Here is an 18,349-nt window from a genome sequence, read left to right on the forward strand (position 1 = left end):
CCGCTCCCGTCAGGCGACCGCGGGCGTCCGAGCCAGCCGCTCCGCGAGCCGCGCCGCGAGCTCGTGCTCGTCCGCCTCGACGAGCACACCGTCCCGCACCACCACGCGCCCGCCCACCACGACGTGCCGCGGCCGACGACCGGGCGATGCCCAGAGCAGCCCCGCGACGGGGTCGGCCACGCCCGCGTCCGCCACCCCGGAGACGTCCCACACGCACAGGTCCCCCGCGCTCCCGGCACCGAGGTGCCCGAGCTCCGGCCGACCGAGCCCCGCCGCGGAGCCCTCCGTCGCTGCGCCGAGCACCTGGCGCGCCGGCAGCTGGGGACCGACGAGCGCCGAGACCTGCATCGCGAGCCGGGCGTCCGCGAGCAGGTGTCCGGCGTCGTTGCTGCCGCCGCCGCTCGTGCCGAGACCGACCGGCACCCCTGCCGCGAGGAGCTCGGCGACGGGCGCGACGCCCCACCCCATCGGCACGTCGCACCCGGGGGCGTGCGTCGCGGTCACGCCGGCCGCGGCGAGTCGGGCGATCTCGTCGTCGGTGACGTCGCAGAGGTGCGCAATCGTGACGTCCGGCGCGAGCCACCCCCACTCCTCGAGCAGGTCGAGCGGACGACGGCCGTAGCGCTCGAGTGCGATCGCGGTGTCGACCTGCTCGTTCGCCTGGGTCCGGCGGCGGAGTCCGTGCCGCGCCGCCACCTCGCCGAGCGCCCGGAAGGTCGCCTCGCCGTCGGAGTGCACGCCTGCCGGGCCGACGGCGACCTGGAGCCTGCCGTCCGGGTCCACACCGCCGACGGCGTCGTCGTGCAGCAGCCGCGACGCGATCGCGTCCGCCGAGGCCGCGGCGCGGTCCGGGTCGTCCCGTGCCGAACCACGGACGAAGACGAGCCGACCGCCGAGACCGCGGACCGCCCCCACCGTGGCCGCCGCGAGCGCGACGGTGTCGTCCGCGGTCGCGTCCGCTGGCCAGTTCAGGTGGTGGTCGGCGATGGTCGTGACACCGGACAGGAGGCCCTCCGCGGCTCCGGCGGACGCGGCCAGTGCGTAGAGCTCGGGATCGTGCCCCACCCGGCCGTACGCCGCGGCCATCGCCGGGAGCCAGTCCGCCATCGGCACGCCGCGGGTCCCGGGCAGGGTGCGGAACGCGGTCTGCAGGAGGTGGTGGTGCGCGTTGACGAGACCGGCGGTGACGACGCACCCGGACGCGTCGAGGGTGGTGGCGAGGTCGCTGCCGTCGTCGACGACGACGTCGCCCTCCCGTTCGGTCCGGGGGTCGACGAGGACGCGGAGGGCTCCGGTGACGGTCAGCATGGTGGTGTTTCTAGCAGTCCCCTGTTTCCGGCCCGTGACGGGGTGGGGCACGGACGACGCACCTGCTCGGTCCCGGCGTTCCGGGTCCCCCGGCCGGCACCGCGGGGTAACCGGGCGGAAACACCCGGGGAACACGCCGACCGTAGGTTCGCCCCATGACGCAGACCCTGATCCGCGCCGGATGGGTGCTCACCGCAGCACCCGACGGCGCCGCCACGCCCGCCGCGATCCGCGACGGGGCCGTGCTCCTCGACGGCGACCGGATCGCCGCGGTCGGCACGTACGCCGACCTCGCCGCCGCCCACCCGGACGCACCGGTGCGCGGCGGTGCGTACGACATCGTCACGCCCGGTTTCGTGAACACCCACGGCCACTTCAGCGAGGGGCTCATCACCGGGATCGGTTCGCAGTACACGCTGTGGGAGTGGCTCACGGCGTTGATCGGACGCGTCAACCCGGTGATGACCCGCGACAAGGCCCACGCGGGCACGGTCTTGCAGGGCATCCAGCTGCTCCGGAGCGGGGTGACGACGGCGAACGACATGTTCTGCGCCGACCCGGTGCCGGACGAACCGGCGACGCCCGGTGTGGTGCAGGCGCTCGAGGAGCTCGGGCTGCGCGGGGTCGTGTCGTTCGGCTCCGGCGACGTCGACCGCGACTTCGGCGCGACGCCCATCCTGGAGGAGTTCGAGGCCCTGCGCGAGGCGGCCGCCGCCAGCCGGTACAGCACCTTCCGGGTCGGCGTCTCGTCGATCGGGCGGTACACGGACGACACCTGGCAGGAGCACGTCGACTACGCGGTCGCCGGCGGTCACGGCGTGCACGTGCACTTCCACGAGGTGCGGGAGGAGGTCACCGCGGCCCGACAGCGCACCGGTCGGACGGCCATCGGGCACGCCGAGGCGACGGGCATGTTCCAGGTCCCGGTGATCGCCGCCCACAGCGTCTGGGTGGATCGCGAGGACCGGGAGCGGTACGCGGCCAACGGCGTCGGTGTGGCCCACAACCCGGTCGCGAACGGGATCCTCGCCAGTGGCATCGCGCCGATCGCGGAACTCCGAGCGCTCGGCGTGCCGGTGGGCATCGGGGTCGACGGCCCGGCGTCGAACGACTCCCAGGACTTCCTGCAGGCGATGAAGACGGCCGCGCTGCTCGCCCGGGTGCGGGACCTGCAGGCCACCGCGATGAGCGCCCGCGAAGCATTCGAGATGGGCACGATCGGCGGCGCCCGAGCCCTGCGCATGGAGGACGAGATCGGCTCGCTGGAGCCGGGCAAGCGCGCGGACCTGGTCGTCCTCGACGGCGACTCCCCGACCCTCGCCAACGTCCACGACCCCTACCAGGCGGTGGTCTTCGTCGCCGGCAGCCGCGAGGTCCGCGACGTCTGGGTGGACGGCGAGCTGAGCGTCGCGGACGGCGACGTCACCCGGGTGGACGTGCGTGAGGCGGTCGAACGAGCACGTCCGCTGGCCCGACAGCTCGTGGCCGAAGCGGGGCTGGAGCGCCTGTCCGTCCTCACCGGCGGCGCGCTCGACGGCACCGAGCGTCCGTAGTCCCGCCGGTCAGAGCTCCAGCACCAGCCGCGGGCAGCCGCGCCGGGCGCGGGACACGCAGACCATCATGGTGCGGTCGTCGGCCTGCTCCTCCGGGCTGAGCACAGTGTCCCGGTGCTCCACCGAGCCCTCGAGCACGGGGGTCTCGCAGGTGCCGCACGTGCCTTCCCGGCAGGACGAGAGCACGAAGGCACCGGCGTCCTCCGCGACTTCGAGCAGGGTCCGGTCGGCGGGGACCGTCACGGTGACGCCGGTGACCGCGAGCTCGACCTCGAAGGCCTCGCCGGGGGCGTCGACGTCCGCGGCGGGCTCGAAGCGCTCGACGCGGACGCTGCCCGCCGGCCAGTGCGCGGCAGCGGCCTCGACCGCGTCCATGAGCCCGCGCGGCCCGCAGCAGTACACGACCGCGTCGCGCGGTGCGGCGAGGAGCGCGTCGACGTCGAGCCGGACGCCCTCGTCGGCCGCGGCCACCGCGACCCGGTCGGGGTACGCGGCGACGAGCTCGTCCACGAACGCCATGCGGTCGCGGGACCGCCCCGCGTAGTGGAGCTCCCACGGGGTGCCGGCGCGTTCGGCGGCGGCGATCATCGACCGGATCGGCGTGATCCCGATGCCCCCGGCGACGAAGACCGCGGGGCGCGCCGGGTCGTGGCCGAAGTGGTTCCGCGGTCCGGCCACCACGACCTCGTCGCCGACCGCCAGTCCCTCGTGCACGGCGACCGATCCACCGCGGCCGTCGGGCTCGCGGAGCACGGCGATCCGCCAGTGCCCGTCGGGCGTCGTCGTGACGAGCGAGTACTGCCGCTCGGTCCCGGGAGCGACCTCGAGGTCGACGTGGGCTCCGGGTTCCCAGTCCGGCAGCGCCGGCCCGTCGACCGGGGCCAGGTCGAGTGCGACGACCTCGGTGGCGACCTGGTGGCGAGCGGCGACGCGCAGCCGCCGACGCTCCGGCACGGCGCTCACGCGATCGCTCCGGCGCGCGGGGTCTCCTTGACCACGATCATGTGGAAACGGGTGCCGTCCGCGCTGCACCACCGGTGGCCGGTGCCGCCGCGGTAGTACGCCGAGTCGCCCGGACCGAGGTCGAGTGGTCCCTGTCCGCGCAGGTCGAGGTGCACGCGGCCGGCGAGCACGGTGAGGAACTCGTCCTCGTGGTGCTCGAAGTACTCGCCGAGGTCCGTGTTGTCGCCGACCCACTCCAGCGGCTCGAACGCGTGCGGGCCCGCGTGCACGAGCAGCCGGGCCTCGCCGCTCGAGAACGGTCCGCGGGCACCCTCGCCGGCACGAATCACCTCGGGCAGGCGGACGTCGCGCTCCGGTCGTTCCGGGGCACCGGCGGCGAGCAGTTCGACCTGGGTCGTCCCGAGCGCCGCGGCGATCTTCTCGAGGGACACCATGCTGGCGCGCGAGTGCCCGCGCTCGACCTGACTGAGGAACGGGTGCGACAGACCGGTCAGCTCGGCGACCTGCACGAGCGTCAGTCGTGCGGCGCGTCGACGGGCACGGATGTGCTCACCGATCCGCTGGGTCTGGTCGTCGACGACGCGGTCGGTCTCGGTGGTGGTGCCGGTGCTCACGCGCGCTCCTCTCGTCCTCGGTGGGGCCGTCCCGACCGGTCGGCCGGAACACTCGTTCCCGCTCCCGGTCGCGTCGGGGCGGGCGTCACACACGGCAACCGCCTCGAAACGAGAGGGAAACACTGCCGCCCTAGCATCGGAGATGTTGATGCGATCAACATTCTCACACACGATCGAGAGGCTCCGGATGGACTCGTCAGCGCCCCGCCCGATCGCCCTCCTGCGCTCAGCGCTGCTGCCGGACGGCCGCTCCGTCGACGTCGCGATCGAGGGCGCGACCGTCTCGACCGTGGCACCGGCCGGCACGCTCGCTGCCCCGGCGGAGGAGACGATCGACCTCGGCGGCCGGCTGCTCCTGACCGCACCGGCAGAACCGCACGCCCACCTCGACAAGGCCCTCAGCGCCGACGCCATCCGGCCGCCGCTCGGAGATCTCGGTGCCGCGATCGCCTCGTGGACAGCGCACGCGACGACCATGACCGTCGAGGACATCGCCGACCGGGCCCGGACCGCCGCCCTCACGCTGCTCGCCGCCGGCACCACGGCCGTCCGGAGCCACGTCGACGTCCTCAGCGGCCGGCACAGCGCGGCCGACCGGCCCGCCACCACGGAGCAGGCCCTGCGCGGCGCCCGTGCCCTCGTGCAGGTCCGCGACGAACTCGCTGGCCTGATGGACATCGAGCTCGTCGCCCTCGCCGGTCCGCTCGCCCCCGACGAGCACGTCGAGGCGGTGCTCGACCTCGGCGTGGACCTCGTCGGCGGTGCCCCGCACCTCGCCGAGGACCCCCTCGCCGACGTCGACCGGCTCCTCGCCATCGCCCGCCGACGGGGCCTCGGGGTCGACCTGCACGCCGACGAGAGCCTCGACGGCCCGGTGACCCTCGACCACTACGCCCGGGCGTCGCGCTCGCTGCGGCGGGACCGGCAGTACTCCGCCGGGCACTGCGTCCGGCTCGGCACCCTGGGGCCCGAGCGTCTCGCCGAGGTGGTCGCCGACGTGGCCGCAGCCGACCTCGGGGTGATCACGCTCCCGATCACGAACCTGTACCTGCAGGGCTGGCAGCACCCGGTCGCCACGCCGCGGGGACTGACCGCCATCCAGGCGCTCCTCGACGCCGGCGTCCGCGTCGCCGCCGGCGCGGACAACGTCCGCGACCCCTTCAACCCGGTCGGCCGGAGCGACGCCTTCGAGACCGCGTCGCTGCTCGTCTCCGCCGGCCACGTGACGCCGGACCAGGCGTTCGCGATGGTGAGCGACACCGCCCGGAGCGTGATGGGCCTCCCGGCCGCCGGTCCCGTCCCCGGGCGGCGCGCCGACCTGCTCGCCGTGGCCGCGACGAGCGTCACCGACGCCGTCGCGAACGCTCCAGCCGACCGCATCGTCCTGTCCCGCGGGCGACTCGTCGCCCGCACCGAGGTGCGACGGACCGTCGCCGCGCCGGCCACGGCCGCCGTCCCCGCCTGACCCCACCGCCCGCCCGCACCGAGACCCCGAGGTGATCGTGACCACCACCGCCCCGCCACCCGTCGCCACGACGGACACGCTGCTCGACTTCCGCAACGTCGAGATGACCTTCCCGAACGGCACCATCGCCCTGCAGGGCGTCGACCTCACCGTGGACCGCGGCCAGTTCGTCTCGGTCGTCGGCCCGTCCGGCTGCGGCAAGTCCACGCTGCTCCGCATCGCCTCCGGCCTCGAGACCGCGTCGGACGGGTCGGCCGGTGTCGCAGCCGACCGCATCGGCTACGTCTTCCAGGACGCCACGCTCCTGCCCTGGCGCACCGTCCAGGGCAACGTCGAGCTGCTCGCCGAGCTCGGACACGTCTCGAAGGCCGAGCGAGCCGCGAAGGCCGCCCACGCCATCGACCTGGTCGGCCTGAACGGCTTCGAGACGAACCTGCCGAAGCAGCTCTCCGGCGGCATGCGGATGCGTGTGTCACTCGCCCGGTCGCTCACGCTCGACCCGGAGCTCTTCCTGTTCGACGAGCCGTTCGGTGCCCTCGACGAGATCACCCGCGAACGACTCAACGACGAGCTCCTCCGGCTCTTCGTCGAGCAGCAGTTCGCCGGGCTCTTCATCACCCACTCGGTCTCCGAAGCCGTCTACCTGTCCACCGAGGTGATCGTCATGTCCGGACGCCCCGGCAGCATCGTCGGCCGGTTCGACGTGCCGTTCCCGATGCCCCGCGACCCCGACATCCGCTTCACCCCCGAGTTCGCCGAGCTGGTCGGCGAGGTCTCGCACGCGCTCCGGGAAGGACACCGCTGATGGTCACCCTGCAGGAGGCCGCCGAGACCCGGGCGGTCCGGGCCGCCGCCCGTCGCGCCGCTCCCCGGACCCGGCGCGGCATCGCGTGGTGGCAGCCCGTCGTCGTCCTCGCCGTGCTCGTCGGCATCTGGTACGCGGCCGCCGCCTACTACGACCACGTCCGCGGCCTGGCGTTCCTCGTGCCCTACCCGCACCTCGTGGCGAAGGCGATCGTCGCGCCGACCATGCCGGACGGGTCGCCGTCCACCTTCGGCTCCGACCTCTGGTCCGCCCTCGGACGCACCACCGTCGTGTCGCTCACCGGCCTCGGCTTCGCGATCGTGATCGGCGTCGTCTGGGCCATGGCGATGGCGCAGGCGAAGTGGCTCGAGAACTCGCTGTACCCGTACGCCGTGGTGCTGCAGTGCGTGCCGATCCTCGCCCTCGTGCCGCTCATCGGCGCCCTGTTCGGCTACGAGTTCGTCAGCCGCGTCATCGTCACCGTGATGATCGCGCTGTTCCCGATGGTGTCGAACACGCTGTTCGGCCTGCAGTCCGCCGACCGCGCGCAGCGCGAGCTGTTCCAACTGCAGCGCGCCGGCCGGTTCGCCCAGCTCGTCAAGCTGCAGTTCCCCGCCGCGCTGCCGTCGATCTTCGTCGGCCTGCGCACCTCGGCCGGGCTGAGCGTCATCGGCGCGATCGTCGGCGACCAGTTCTTCCAACGCGGAAACCCCGGGCTCGGGGTCCTCATCCAGGTCACGGCCTCGCGCCTGATGGGCCCCGAGCTGTACGCGACCATCCTGATCGCCTCGCTCTACGGCGTCGCCGTCTTCCTCGTGTTCGGACTGATCGGCCGCCTGGCCGTCGGTCGCTGGCACGACTTCAGCTGACCACCTTCCCCGTACCCACCCCCTTCCCACCACAGCACCACGAGACCCGCACCACGAACGGAGCCTCCATGCGCACCACCTCCCGCCTCGGCGTCGCCACGGCCGCCTTCGCCGCCACCGCCATCGCCCTGACCGGCTGCGCGGCCGGCTCGGCCGGCAGCACCGGCACGACCGCCGCGACCTCGACGACCGCCTCCGGGCCGAAGGTCGACCTCTCCGGCGCGTGCCCCGCGACCGTCGTCGTCCAGACCGACTGGAACCCCGAGGGCGAGCACGGCCACCTGTACCAGATGCTCGGCCCGAACCCGTCGATCGACGCGTCCGGCAAGACCGTCACGGGCGACCTCTACGCCAACGGCAAGAGCACCGGCGTCAAGCTCGAGATCCGTGCCGGCGGCCCGGCGATCGGCTACACCAAGGTCGCGTCGCAGATGTACCAGGACAAGGACATCACCCTCGGGTACATGTCCACCGACGAGCAGGTGCAGTTCTCCGGCAACCTGCCCACCACGGCGGTGTTCGCCGAGAACGACCAGTCCCCGATGTCGATCATGTGGGACCCGAAGACGTACCCGGAGGTCGACAGCATCGAGAGCCTCGGCAAGGCCCTCGAGAAGAACGACGGCGTCGTGCGCTACTTCAACGGTGCGGCGTACATGACGTACCTGGAGCAGTCCGGCATCCTGCCGAAGAAGGTCCTCGACGGCAGCTACGACGGCACACCGTCGAAGTTCGTGTCCGCGGGCGGCAAGGACGCGCAGCAGGGCTTCGCGACCGCCGAGCCGTACATCTACCAGAACCAGGTCGCGGCCTGGGGCAAGAAGGTCGACTACGCGCTCGTCTCGAGCACCGGCTGGAACCCCTACCCCGAGGCGATGTCCGTCCGCACCGGCGACCTGACCAAGCTCGAGCCGTGCCTGAAGAAGCTCGTGCCGGTCATGCAGCAGGCCGACGTGGACTACCTGAAGTCCCCCGGTGCCACGAACGACCTCATCACGAAGCTCGTGCAGCAGTACAACAACGGCTGGACCTACGACTCGAAGGTCGGCGCGTTCGCCGCGGCCCAGATGGTGAAGCTCGGTCTCGCGAAGGACACCGACGGCTACATCGGGTCGATGGACGAGCAGCGCATGCAGGACTTCATCGAGAAGGCGACCCCCGTGTTCGCCGGCACCGGTGACGTCAAGAGCGGCCTGAAGCCCTCCGACCTGTACACGAACGAGTTCCTCGACAAGTCCATCGGTCTGGGCAACTGACACCGGTCGGCTCGCGTCGTCCGCGGGCCGACCACCCACCGGACGGGAGGCGCGGTGCACCACCGCCCCGCGCCTCCCGTCCGCTGTCTCCGCACCACCCACATCCCAGGAGTGAGCATGACCACCGTCACCCCCGTCTCCCCCACCGCCGTCGAGGCGCTCCGCGCCGAGCTCGTCGCCCTGCTCGGCGAGCGCGGCGTGAGCGCCGACGAGCGCACCCGGGCCCGCGCCTCCGTCGACGAGGCGACCATGAGCCCCATCCTCAGCGAGCAGCTGCCGCTCGGCCTCGCCGACCTGGTGGCGTCGCCGGCCTCCGCCGACGACATCGCCGCCACCCTGCAGGTCGCCGTCCGGCACGGCGTCCCCGTCACCACCCGTGGCAAGGGCACCGGCAACTACGGCCAGGGCATCCCGCTGCACGGCGGACTCGTCCTGGACACGTCCCGGGCACGCGCCGTCGTCGAGGTCGGCGACGGTTGGATCACCGCGGAGGCGGGCGCGTCCATGGTCGCCCTGGAGCAGGCGGCCGCGGCCACGGGCCAGCAGCTCTGGATGTACCCGTCCACCGCGCAGTCGACCATCGGCGGTTTCCTGTCCGGGGGTTCCGGCGGAACCGGGTCGATCGCACACGGGTCGAACTGGCAGGGCTTCGTCACGGCGCTCGACGTCGCACTCCCCGGCGCCGACGACCTGCTGCACGTCGAGGGCGACGAGGCGCAGCCGTTCGTGCACACCTACGGCACCGCCGGCGTCATCGCCCGCGCCACCGTCCGGCTCGAACCCCTGCAGGAGTGGCGCGCGGTCTACGCGGCGTTCCCGACCTTCGAGGACGCGCTCGTCGCGGTCCGCACGCTGCGTGGACTCGACCCCGTGCCGCGCCTGGTGAGCGCCGACCGCGCCGAGGTCGCCGCGACGCTGCCGTCCGACCTCGCGATCCCCGACGACCGCGCGAGCCTCCGGGCGATCATCGACGACGCCGTGCTCGACGAGGCACGTGCGCGCATCGAGGCTGCCGGTGGCGAGGTCCTGGACGTCCGCGAGGGGCTCCAGCAGACCACGAAGGTGTCGATGCTGTCGTACAACCACCCGATCTGGTGGCTGAAGCGGAACACGGCGGACACCGAGTACTTCCACGTCGAGGTCGGCGGCGAGGCGCTCATCGACAGGATCGCCGAGGTCGAGGCCGTCTACCCGGGCGGCATGCTCCACATCGAGGCCGCGCACGTCGGCCCGATCGGGATGCTCACCGCGCCGTACACCGGGGCCGAGGACGTCTACGCCGGCTACCCGGTGCTCCGCGAGCTCGGCGTCCGGGTGCACAGCCCCCACCAGTACTACGTCGACCACGGGGTGGAGGAGCTCGTCGCGCTGAAGCAGCGCACCGACCCCGCCGGACTGCTCAACCCCGGGCACGTCATCGACCCGTCGCTCGTGGTCAGCGGTGGCTCCACCGCGTCCGCGCAGCCCGTCGTGCCGGGGTTCGGGAAGTGAGCACCGTGGGTACCGCGCGCTCGCGTCGGCTCGCGGAGCTGTCGGGGCCCGCCGTCGCTGCCGGCTTCGGGCCGGACACGATCGTCGTCCAGCCGACCGGTGCCGTCGAGCACCACGGTCCGCACCTGCCGCTCCTCACCGACCACCTCCTCGCCGAGCACATCGGTGGGGCCGCCGTCGAACAGGCCGCGGCGGAGGGCCTCGACGTGTGGCAGCTCCCGACGCTGTCGTTCACGAAGTCCGACGAGCACAGCTGGGCGCCAGGCACCGTGTGGCTCGACGCGGACACGATGTTCGACACCGCGGTGCAGATCGGTCGCGCCGTCGCCCTCACCGGCGCCGGCACCCTGGTGTTCGCCAACGGGCACGGCGGCAACGTCGCCCTGCTGCAGGTCGCGCTCCGGGAGATCCGGAAGCGCTACGGGCTGAAGACCTTCCTCATGCCGACCCTCGCCCGCGTACCGGGCCCGGACGGCGAGGACGCCGACGAGCTCGGACTCGGGATCCACGGCGGCGCGGCGGAGACGTCGATGATCCTGCACCTGCGCCCCGACCTGGTCGACATGTCGCTCGCGGAGCGCTGGGTGCCGGAGCACATCGCCGGCTTCGAGAAGATCGCCTTCAACGGCGGCCCGGTGTCCTTCGGGTGGCTGTCCGACGACTTCGGCACCCCCGGGGTCGTCGGTGACGCCAGCCGAGCGTCGGCGTCGTACGGTGCCGCCCTGTGGGAGCACTCCGTCGCCGAGGCCGTGGCGTCCCTGCACGAGATCGCACGGTTCGACCCGGCGGTGGCCCGTCCGCTGCCCGTCGCCGCCACGGCGGTCTCGTGACCGTGCCGTCGGGGCCGGACGTGGTCGACCAGGAAGCGCCGGCCCCGGCGGACCCCCTCGCACTGGCCGCCACCTGGCTCCCGTCCGCGGCCGACGGACCGGGTCCGACCATGACGCTCTCCACCGTCGGGCTCGACGGCTACCCCGCCGCCCGCACGGTGCTGCTCTCGCTCTTCGACGGGGAGCGCCTGCACTTCCACACCGACGCGCGCAGCCGCAAGGTCGCCGAGCTCGCTGCGCTCCCCCGCGCCGCCGTCACCCTGCACTGGCCGGAGGACGCCCGCCAGCTCGTCGTGGTCGGCGACGTGGCAGCGGTCACCGACCGGGAAGCACGGCTCGCCTACCTGGCCAGGTCGCGGTACCTGCAGGTGCTCGCGTGGGTGAACGACCACGCCGCCGCCGCGGACACCCCGGACCGGCGCCGCGAGGTCTGGGCGGCGTTCGACCGCGAGCGGGCGGGCACCGACCTGCAGCCGCCGAGCACGTGGGCGGGGTTCGCGCTCACCCCGATGCGGATGGTGTTCTGGCGCGGGGCGACGGACGCGGCGAGCAACCGGGTCGCGTACGAGCGGCGCACGGACGGTTCGTGGTCGACGGCGTCATGGCCGGGGTGATCGACGCGATCCTGTTCCGGTCCGGGAACGACGAAGGCCCCGTCGCGATGCGACGGGGCCTTCGGTCTGTTCGGTGTTGCGTGCGCTCGAAGGGACTCGAACCCCCAACCTTCTGATCCGTAGTCAGATGCTCTATCCATTGAGCTACGAGCGCAGGTGGCCTTGCGGCCGTGGAAGACTCTACAACAGGTGCCGCCCCGACGCCAATCGAGCGGGGCGCAGCACGACCGTCCGGCGTGTCGCCCGCTCAGAGCCCGCCGAGCTCCTCGTCGAACACCTCGGCGAGGAACACCTCGAGCGCCTGCCAGGACCGACGATCCGCACGAGCCTGGTACTGCGCCCCGTGGTCCGGCGCGTCGGTGCCGGGCACCGCGAACGCGTGCATCGCCCCGGCGTACGTGACGACCTGCCAGTCGACGTGCGGCGCACCACGCATCTCGTCCTGCCACGCCGCGACCTTCTCGTCCGGCACGACGGGGTCCGACGCCCCGGTGAGGACGAGGAGCTTCGCGCGGATCGCGTCGGCGTCGGACGGGTCGTGGGCGAGCAGGTTGCCGTGGAACGACACCGCCCCGACGACGTCGGCCCCGGTACGGGCGAGCTCCAGTGCCGCCGAGCCACCGAAGCAGTAGCCCATCACGACGATGCGTGAGTGGTCCACGTCGGGATCCGCGCGCAGCCGGTCCAGGCCGGCCTGGGTCCTCGCCCGCATGAGCGGGAGGTCCTGGTAGAACGAGCCCGCGACCTGCCCGGCGGTGTCGTCCCCCGGGCGCACGCCTTCGCCGTAGACGTCCGCGCCGAACGCGACGTACCCGAGGCGGGCGAGCATCGTCACGCGCGCCTCGACGTGCTCGTTGACGCCGTGCCAGTCGTGCACCACCAGCACGGCCGGGCGAGGACCGGCGATCGCGGCGTCCTTCGCGAGGACGCCGCGCAACGCGGTGCCCTCGTGGTCGTAGCGCACCGGCTCGACACGGATGTCGGATCCGGCGGGTTCGGGAACGGTCTGCAGGACGTCGTCGATCGTGGTCACGTGGGGGACGTTACGCGGCGGTGCTCGTCACGCGTCGATGTTGTCCCAGGACCCGGGTCCCGCCGAGCCGGCTGCGTACTCGTCGAGCGGGGCCTTCCCGTCGCGCCAGGCCTGCAGGAACGGCTCGACGACCTTCCAGCCCTGCACGGCGCTGTCGCCGCGGACGGAGAGCGTGGCGTCGCCCTCGAGCACGCCGGCGAGGACCTCGCCGTAGGCGCTCAGCCGACCGGGGTTGAAGGTCGTCTCGAGCGTGGTGTGGTCGATCGTGTACGGATCCCCTGGACCGTTGACGTTGAGCTCGAGCTGCATCTCGTCGGGGGCGATCCAGATGCGCAGCCGGTCGGGACGCTGCGCGCCGGTGAGTCCGACGGGGACGTGCGGTGAGTCCTTGAACGTGATGACGATCTCGCGCCGCTGCTCCGCGAGCGCCTTCCCGGACCGCAGGGTGAACGGCACACCCGCCCAGCGCCAGTTCGCGATCTCCAGGGTGAGCTGCGCGAGGGTCTCGGTGCCGAGCGAGGGGTCGACCCCGTCCTCGTCGACGTAGCTCGGCAACTCCCGATCGCCCACCGAACCCGCCGTGTAGCGAGCGCGCTTGCCCGCGGCCACGACGTCGCCGCCCCACGGCCGCACGGCGCGCAGCACGAGTTCCTTCTGGGTCCGGAGGTCGTCGGCGTCGATCGACGCCGGTGCCTCCATCGCGACCACGGCCATCACCTGCAGGAGGTGACTCTGGATCATGTCGACGAGCGCGCCGGCCTTGTCGTAGTACCGGGCACGTCCCTCCAGACCGAGGGTCTCGTCGTAGACGATGTCGACGCGCTCGACGTGCGCGCTCGAGAGCAGCGGCTCGACGATGCGGTTCGCGAAGCGGAGGCCGAGCAGGTTGAGGACCGTGGAGCGCCCGAGGAAGTGGTCGACGCGGTGGATGCGCTCCTCCGGCAGGAACGAGTGCAGCAGGTCGTTCAGGGACTCGGCGCTCGCCGCGTCGGTGCCGAACGGCTTCTCGAGCGCCAGTCGGGTCCCGGCGGGCAGGTCGATGCCCTTGAGCACGGCGCAGCTCTTCTCGGTGACGGCGGGCGGCAGGGCGAAGTAGATCGCCGGGTCGTGCTCGCAGTCACCGAGCAGGGCGCGCAGGTCGTCGGCGTCGGTGACGTCGGCCTTCCGGTACGACGAGGCCTCGATGACGTCCACGAGCCGCTTGCTCAGCCGCTCACCGCCGTCCTTCGCCCCCTCGTCCTCCTCGTTCTTCGACGCCTGCGCGTTCTCGAAGGACTCGCGGACCTGCGCCTTCCAGTCGGCGTCCGAGATGTCCTCCACGCCGGCGCCGACGAGCTGGACGTCCCAGTCGGTCTTCACCTCGAGCAGGGTGGCGAGGCCGGGCAGCAGCAGGCGCTTGGACAGGTCGCCGCTGGCACCGAGGATGAGCAGGGAGGTCTGGAGGCTCGACATGCCCCAGAACGTACTCATGCGTTCCGGCGCGTGGCCGGGAGACGCCGATACGGTGGGACCAGTTCGGCGCGAGGGAGCACCATGAGCAGTGGGTACGGAGGGCGACGCCTGCGCGTCGCCGTGGTCGGGACCGGGATGATCGCCGGGGTCCACGCGCGGGCCGCTCGCGCGGCCGGGGCAGAGGTCCTCGGGGTGCTCGGCAGGAACCAGGCGCGGTCCGAGCAAGTGGCCGCGCAGCTCGACCTCCCCCGCGGGTACGCCTCCCTCGACGAGGTGATCGCGGACGCACCCGACGTCGTGCACATCTGCACGCCGAACGACCAGCACCACCCGCAGGCCCTGGCAGTGATCCGTGCCGGCATCAACGTCGTGTGCGAGAAGCCGCTCGCGATCGACGCCGCAGAGGCCGCCGAGCTCGTGGACGCGGCACGTCAGGCGGGCGTCGTCGCGACGGTGCCGTTCGTGTACCGCTACCACCCGATCATCCGCGAGATCCGGGGCCGCATCGCCGACGGTGACCTCGGCCGCGTGCTCGCCGTGCACGGGCACTACCTGCAGGACTGGATGCTCGACGAGGACGCGTCGTCGTGGCGGGTCGACGCCGGGTCGGGCGGGCTCTCCCGGGCGTTCGCCGACATCGGCTCGCACTGGTGCGACCTCGTCGAGTTCGTCACCGGCGACCCCTTCGCCTCGGTCTCCGCCGCGACCGACGTCGTCTACCCCACCCGACCGGCTGCCTCCGGCCCCTCGTTCTCGGGCTCCCCCGACCCCGACCCCGTCGCGGACGCCTCGCAGCGGGCCGAGGTCACGACGGAGGACACCGCGGTCGCCACCTTCCGCACCGGCACCGGTCGGATCGGCAACGTCGTCATCTCGCAGGTGTCGGCCGGGCGGAAGAACCGGCTGTGGTTCGAGGTGGACGGCACCCGCGGGTCGGCGGCGTTCGACCAGGAGCAGCCCGAGTCGGCGTGGTTCGGCAACGAGCGCGGCGCGCAGATCGTCGTCCGCGACCCGGCGCTCGGCGTCCCGGACCAGCGACGGCTGGCGCTCGTGCCGGCCGGCCACCCGCAGGGCTACCTCGACGCGTTCGCCGCCTTCGTCGCGGACACGTACGCCGCCGTCCGGAGCGGGTCGGACCCAGCAGGCTGGCCCGAGGGGCTGCCGACCTTCGCCGACGGGGCACGCTCGGCACGCATCATCGACGCCGTGATCGGCAGCGCAGCCGACGGCACGTGGAGGGAGATCCGATGAAGCTCGGCATGCTGACCGCCTGCCTGCCAGGGTGGTCGCTCGACCGCATCGCCGGGTTCGCCCAGCAGCAGGGGTACGAGCGGCTGGAGGTCGGTGTCTGGCCGGGAACCGGCGGCCGCGACTTCGAGGCGGCGCACCTGCCCGTGGCCACCTTCACGGACGACGATGCCCAGGCCACGCGGGAGCTGCTGGACCGCACCGGCCTCGAGATCTCGGCGTTCGCGTACTACGAGAACAACCTGCACCAGGACCTCGACCGCCGAGCGTCGGTGCACGAGCACCTCAAACGGTCCGTGGACGCCGCGGCGAGGTTGGGTGTGCCGTACGTCGGCACGTTCATCGGCCGCGACAACGGCAAGTCGGTGCGCGACAACATGCGCCTCGGCGACCGGGTCCTGCCGGAGCTCGTCGACTACGCCGGGGAACGCGGTGTCCGGCTCATCGTCGAGAACTGTGTCATGGAGGGCTGGCACCCGGACGGCTACCCGGGCAACCTCGCGTACTCCCCCGAGCTCTGGGACTGGGTCACCGGGCTGGGCTTCGGCCTGAACTGGGACCCGTCGCACCTGACCTGGATCGGCATCGACCCGCTGGAGACGATCCTGCCGTTCGCCGAGCACATCGTGCACGCGCAGGCGAAGGACCTCGAGCTCTTCCCCGCGAAGCGCAACCGGTACGGGTTCTTCGGCAAGGTCGACAAGGGCGACGACCCGTGGGACATGGGCTGGTGGCGCTTCCGGGTGCCCGGGCGCGGGGTCGTGGACTGGCCGCACGTGGTCGACCGGCTGTACGAGGCGGGCTTCGACGGCACGCTGAGCGTCGAGCACGAGGACCCGCTGTGGGGCGGCACCGACGAGAAGGTCCTCGAGGGGCTCCGCATCGCGCACCGGACCCTCCGTCCGCTCATCGCCGAGGAGGCCTGAGCGCGTACAGGAATCGCCGAGCACCCTGGTCGCATGAGCACGACCGTGAGCGACTTCGTCATCGACCGCATCAAGGCGTGGGGAGTGTCCCGCGTGTTCGGGTACCCCGGCGACGGCATCGGCGCCTTCGACGGGGCCCTCGGCAAGGCGGACGGCAGCGACCGGGCGCTCGAGTACGTCCGGCCGACGCACGAGGAGATCGCGGCGCTGATGGCCACCGCGCACGCGAAGTTCACCGGCGAGGTCGGGGTCTGTGTCGCGACGTCCAGCCCGGGCGCCTTCCACCTCCTCAACGGCCTGTACGACGCCCAGATGGACAACCAGCCGGTCGTCGCGATCGTCGGGCAGCAGGGGCTCGCCTCCGTCGGGACGTTCACCCAGCAGGAGTCGAACCTCGAACGCGTCTTCGCAGACGTCGCGTGCTACGTCGAGACGGTGGCCACCCCGGACGCCGTCGGGGTCGTCGTGGACACCGCGTTCCGGACCGCGATGCTCCGGAAGCAGCCCGCGGTCGTCGTCCTCCCCCACGACGTGCAGGCCATGGCGTACGAGGCGCCCGCGGCCGAGCACTGGGTGTCGCGGTCGAGCGATGTCGCGCCGTCCACGCGCATCACGCCGCCGGCAGACGAGATCGCCAAGCTCGCGGAGCTGGTGAACGCCGGCGAGCGGGTCACGTTCCTCGTCGGTGCGGGCGCCCGGGGTGCGACGCACCAGGTCCTCGCCGCCGCCGAGAAGGCCGGCGCCGGGATCATCACCGCGCTCCGCGGCAAGGACGTCGTGCCGTCGGACGTGCCGTGGCACACGCAGCAGGTCGGACTGCTCGGCTCCCGGCCGAGCCTCACCCAGATCAAGGAGTGCGACACGATCGTGCTCCTCGGCACGAACTACCCGTACGGCGAGTACCTGCCGGCGACCGGACAGGCCCGCGGAGCACAGGTCGACATCAAGCCCGAGCAGCTCGGCCTCCGGTACCCGACCGAGCTCAACCTCTGGGGCGACGTGGGTACGACCCTCGATGCCCTCCTTCCGCTGCTGACCGAGAAGACCGACAAGTCCTGGCAGGAGCGGCTCGCCGACGAGATGCGCGAGTGGGAGGCAGAGATGGCCCGCCAGGCCGAGGTCGCCTACGACGACGGCGTGAACCCGCGCCGGGTGATCCGCGCCGTGAACGAGCACCTGCCCGAGGGCGTGACCGTCACGTGCGACGCCGGCACCACCGCGGACTGGTACGGCCACCACATCCGGCTCCGGCGCGGCATGCACGGCGACATGTCCGGGCGTCTGGCGACCATGCTCGCCGCGATGCCGTACGCCGTCACCGCGAAGTTCGCCTTCCCGGACCGGCCGGCGGTGTGCACCATCGGCGACGGCGCGTTCCAGATGCTCGGGATGAACGAGCTCATCACCGTGAAGAAGTACATGGCGGACTGGCCGAACCAGCAGCTCGTCGTCGTGATCATGCACAACGACGACCTCGGGCAGGTGTCGTGGGAGATGCGCACCGAGGACGGCAACCCGATGTGGCGTGGCTCGCAGGACGTCGAGACCATGGACTACGCCGGGTACGCCGAGCTCCTCGGGTTCACGGGCATCGCCGTGCACGACGACGACGAGGTCCAGGCTGCGGTGGAGCGTGCGTTCGCGAACCCGGGCGTGACGGTGATCGACGCGTACGTGAGCCGGAACGTCCCGCCGCTGCCGCCGCACATCACGGCCGAGTACGCGGTGAACACGGCGAAGAGCCTGCTCAAGGGCGACCCGGTCGAGCTCGGCGTGGTCAAGGACTCCGCGAAGGCGATGGCCGCCGAGGCGGTCGAGCGGGTGAAGGGCGCCCTCGGCCGCGACTGAGGGCCCGGCCGCAGGGGCATCGGCATGTGAACAACACGTGACGTGTTGTTCCAACTCTGGCGCGGCGGCTGTGC

The 18,349-nt window shown here is 72.5% G+C and carries 16 protein-coding genes and 1 tRNA gene; 11 read left to right on the forward strand and 6 right to left on the reverse strand.

Features of this window, described 5'->3' with window-relative positions; all coding sequences use genetic code 11:
* Nucleotides 1-9: 9 nt before the first annotated feature.
* Complete coding sequence (locus tag CRP27_RS07620; RefSeq protein WP_097180079.1) at nt 10-1,308, reverse strand: amidohydrolase family protein; 1,299 nt, start codon at nt 1,306-1,308, stop codon at nt 10-12.
* Nucleotides 1,309-1,463: 155 nt separating this feature from the next.
* Here CRP27_RS07620 and CRP27_RS07625 point away from each other — a divergent pair, with 155 nt between their 5' ends.
* Nucleotides 1,464-2,861, forward strand: a complete 1,398-nt coding sequence (locus CRP27_RS07625; protein ID WP_097180080.1) for an amidohydrolase family protein — start codon at nt 1,464-1,466, stop codon at nt 2,859-2,861.
* Between the two features lie 9 nt (nt 2,862-2,870).
* Here CRP27_RS07625 and CRP27_RS07630 read toward each other — a convergent pair whose 3' ends face one another.
* Both CRP27_RS07630 and CRP27_RS07635 read right to left on the reverse strand, forming a co-directional pair.
* A complete protein-coding gene (locus CRP27_RS07630; protein WP_097180081.1) occupies nt 2,871-3,824 on the reverse strand; it encodes a PDR/VanB family oxidoreductase in 954 nt (317 codons plus the stop codon).
* Nucleotides 3,821-4,438: a helix-turn-helix domain-containing protein gene (locus CRP27_RS07635; protein ID WP_079236828.1), complete on the reverse strand. Its 618-nt coding sequence runs from the start codon at nt 4,436-4,438 to the stop codon at nt 3,821-3,823. Before CRP27_RS07635 ends, CRP27_RS07630 begins: the two co-directional genes overlap by 4 nt.
* Before the next feature lie 187 nt (nt 4,439-4,625).
* Between CRP27_RS07635 and CRP27_RS07640 the strand changes: the two genes are divergently transcribed.
* From CRP27_RS07640 to CRP27_RS07670, 7 genes are all read left to right on the forward strand, one after another.
* The gene (locus tag CRP27_RS07640; protein WP_097180082.1) at nt 4,626-5,903 is read left to right on the forward strand and encodes an amidohydrolase family protein; all 1,278 of its coding nucleotides are present in this window, start codon (nt 4,626-4,628) and stop codon (nt 5,901-5,903) included.
* Nucleotides 5,904-5,940: 37 nt separating this feature from the next.
* Nucleotides 5,941-6,708 (forward strand): ABC transporter ATP-binding protein, encoded by a 768-nt coding sequence (locus CRP27_RS07645; RefSeq protein ID WP_255257476.1) that lies wholly within the window; start codon nt 5,941-5,943, stop codon nt 6,706-6,708.
* Entirely contained in the window at nt 6,708-7,577 is an 870-nt protein-coding gene (locus tag CRP27_RS07650) for an ABC transporter permease (RefSeq protein WP_097180083.1), read from the forward strand. The genes CRP27_RS07645 and CRP27_RS07650 overlap by 1 nt, the downstream gene beginning before the upstream one ends.
* A gap of 68 nt (nt 7,578-7,645) precedes the next feature.
* On the forward strand, nt 7,646-8,833 hold the full coding sequence (locus CRP27_RS07655; RefSeq protein WP_097180084.1) for a nitrate ABC transporter substrate-binding protein: 1,188 nt from the start codon (nt 7,646-7,648) through the stop codon (nt 8,831-8,833).
* Between the two features lie 117 nt (nt 8,834-8,950).
* Nucleotides 8,951-10,324, forward strand: coding sequence for an FAD-binding oxidoreductase (locus CRP27_RS07660; protein ID WP_097180085.1), 1,374 nt, complete (start codon nt 8,951-8,953; stop codon nt 10,322-10,324).
* Entirely contained in the window at nt 10,321-11,154 is an 834-nt protein-coding gene (locus tag CRP27_RS07665) for a creatininase family protein (protein WP_176505502.1), read from the forward strand. Before CRP27_RS07660 ends, CRP27_RS07665 begins: the two co-directional genes overlap by 4 nt.
* Nucleotides 11,151-11,768 (forward strand): pyridoxal 5'-phosphate synthase, encoded by a 618-nt coding sequence (locus tag CRP27_RS07670; protein ID WP_141399714.1) that lies wholly within the window; start codon nt 11,151-11,153, stop codon nt 11,766-11,768. Before CRP27_RS07665 ends, CRP27_RS07670 begins: the two co-directional genes overlap by 4 nt.
* 81 nt (nt 11,769-11,849) lie before the next feature.
* Here CRP27_RS07670 and CRP27_RS07675 read toward each other — a convergent pair.
* The 3 genes from CRP27_RS07675 to CRP27_RS07685 all read right to left on the reverse strand — a co-directional run bounded on the left by CRP27_RS07675 (nt 11,850) and on the right by CRP27_RS07685 (nt 14,253).
* Nucleotides 11,850-11,922 (reverse strand) — tRNA-Arg (locus tag CRP27_RS07675).
* A gap of 93 nt (nt 11,923-12,015) precedes the next feature.
* On the reverse strand, nt 12,016-12,801 hold the full coding sequence (locus CRP27_RS07680) for a dienelactone hydrolase family protein (protein WP_097180086.1): 786 nt from the start codon (nt 12,799-12,801) through the stop codon (nt 12,016-12,018).
* Nucleotides 12,802-12,828: 27 nt separating this feature from the next.
* Nucleotides 12,829-14,253 (reverse strand): glucose-6-phosphate dehydrogenase, encoded by a 1,425-nt coding sequence (locus CRP27_RS07685; RefSeq protein WP_097180087.1) that lies wholly within the window; start codon nt 14,251-14,253, stop codon nt 12,829-12,831.
* 81 nt (nt 14,254-14,334) lie between these two features.
* Between CRP27_RS07685 and CRP27_RS07690 the strand changes: the two genes are divergently transcribed.
* From CRP27_RS07690 to CRP27_RS07700, 3 genes are read left to right on the forward strand one after another with little or no spacing between them, the layout of a single operon-like run.
* Nucleotides 14,335-15,504 carry a Gfo/Idh/MocA family protein gene (locus CRP27_RS07690; protein WP_097180088.1) on the forward strand — a complete coding sequence of 390 codons (1,170 nt, stop codon included), beginning with the start codon at nt 14,335-14,337 and terminating at the stop codon, nt 15,502-15,504.
* Nucleotides 15,501-16,427, forward strand: a complete 927-nt coding sequence (locus CRP27_RS07695) for a sugar phosphate isomerase/epimerase (protein ID WP_097180089.1) — start codon at nt 15,501-15,503, stop codon at nt 16,425-16,427. Before CRP27_RS07690 ends, CRP27_RS07695 begins: the two co-directional genes overlap by 4 nt.
* A gap of 33 nt (nt 16,428-16,460) precedes the next feature.
* Entirely contained in the window at nt 16,461-18,275 is a 1,815-nt protein-coding gene (locus tag CRP27_RS07700; RefSeq protein WP_097180090.1) for a thiamine pyrophosphate-requiring protein, read from the forward strand.
* The last annotated feature ends 74 nt before the right edge of the window (nt 18,276-18,349 follow it).

It is taken from the genome of Curtobacterium sp. 314Chir4.1, assembly GCF_900215175.1.
Lineage (GTDB): Bacteria > Actinomycetota > Actinomycetes > Actinomycetales > Microbacteriaceae > Curtobacterium > Curtobacterium pusillum_A.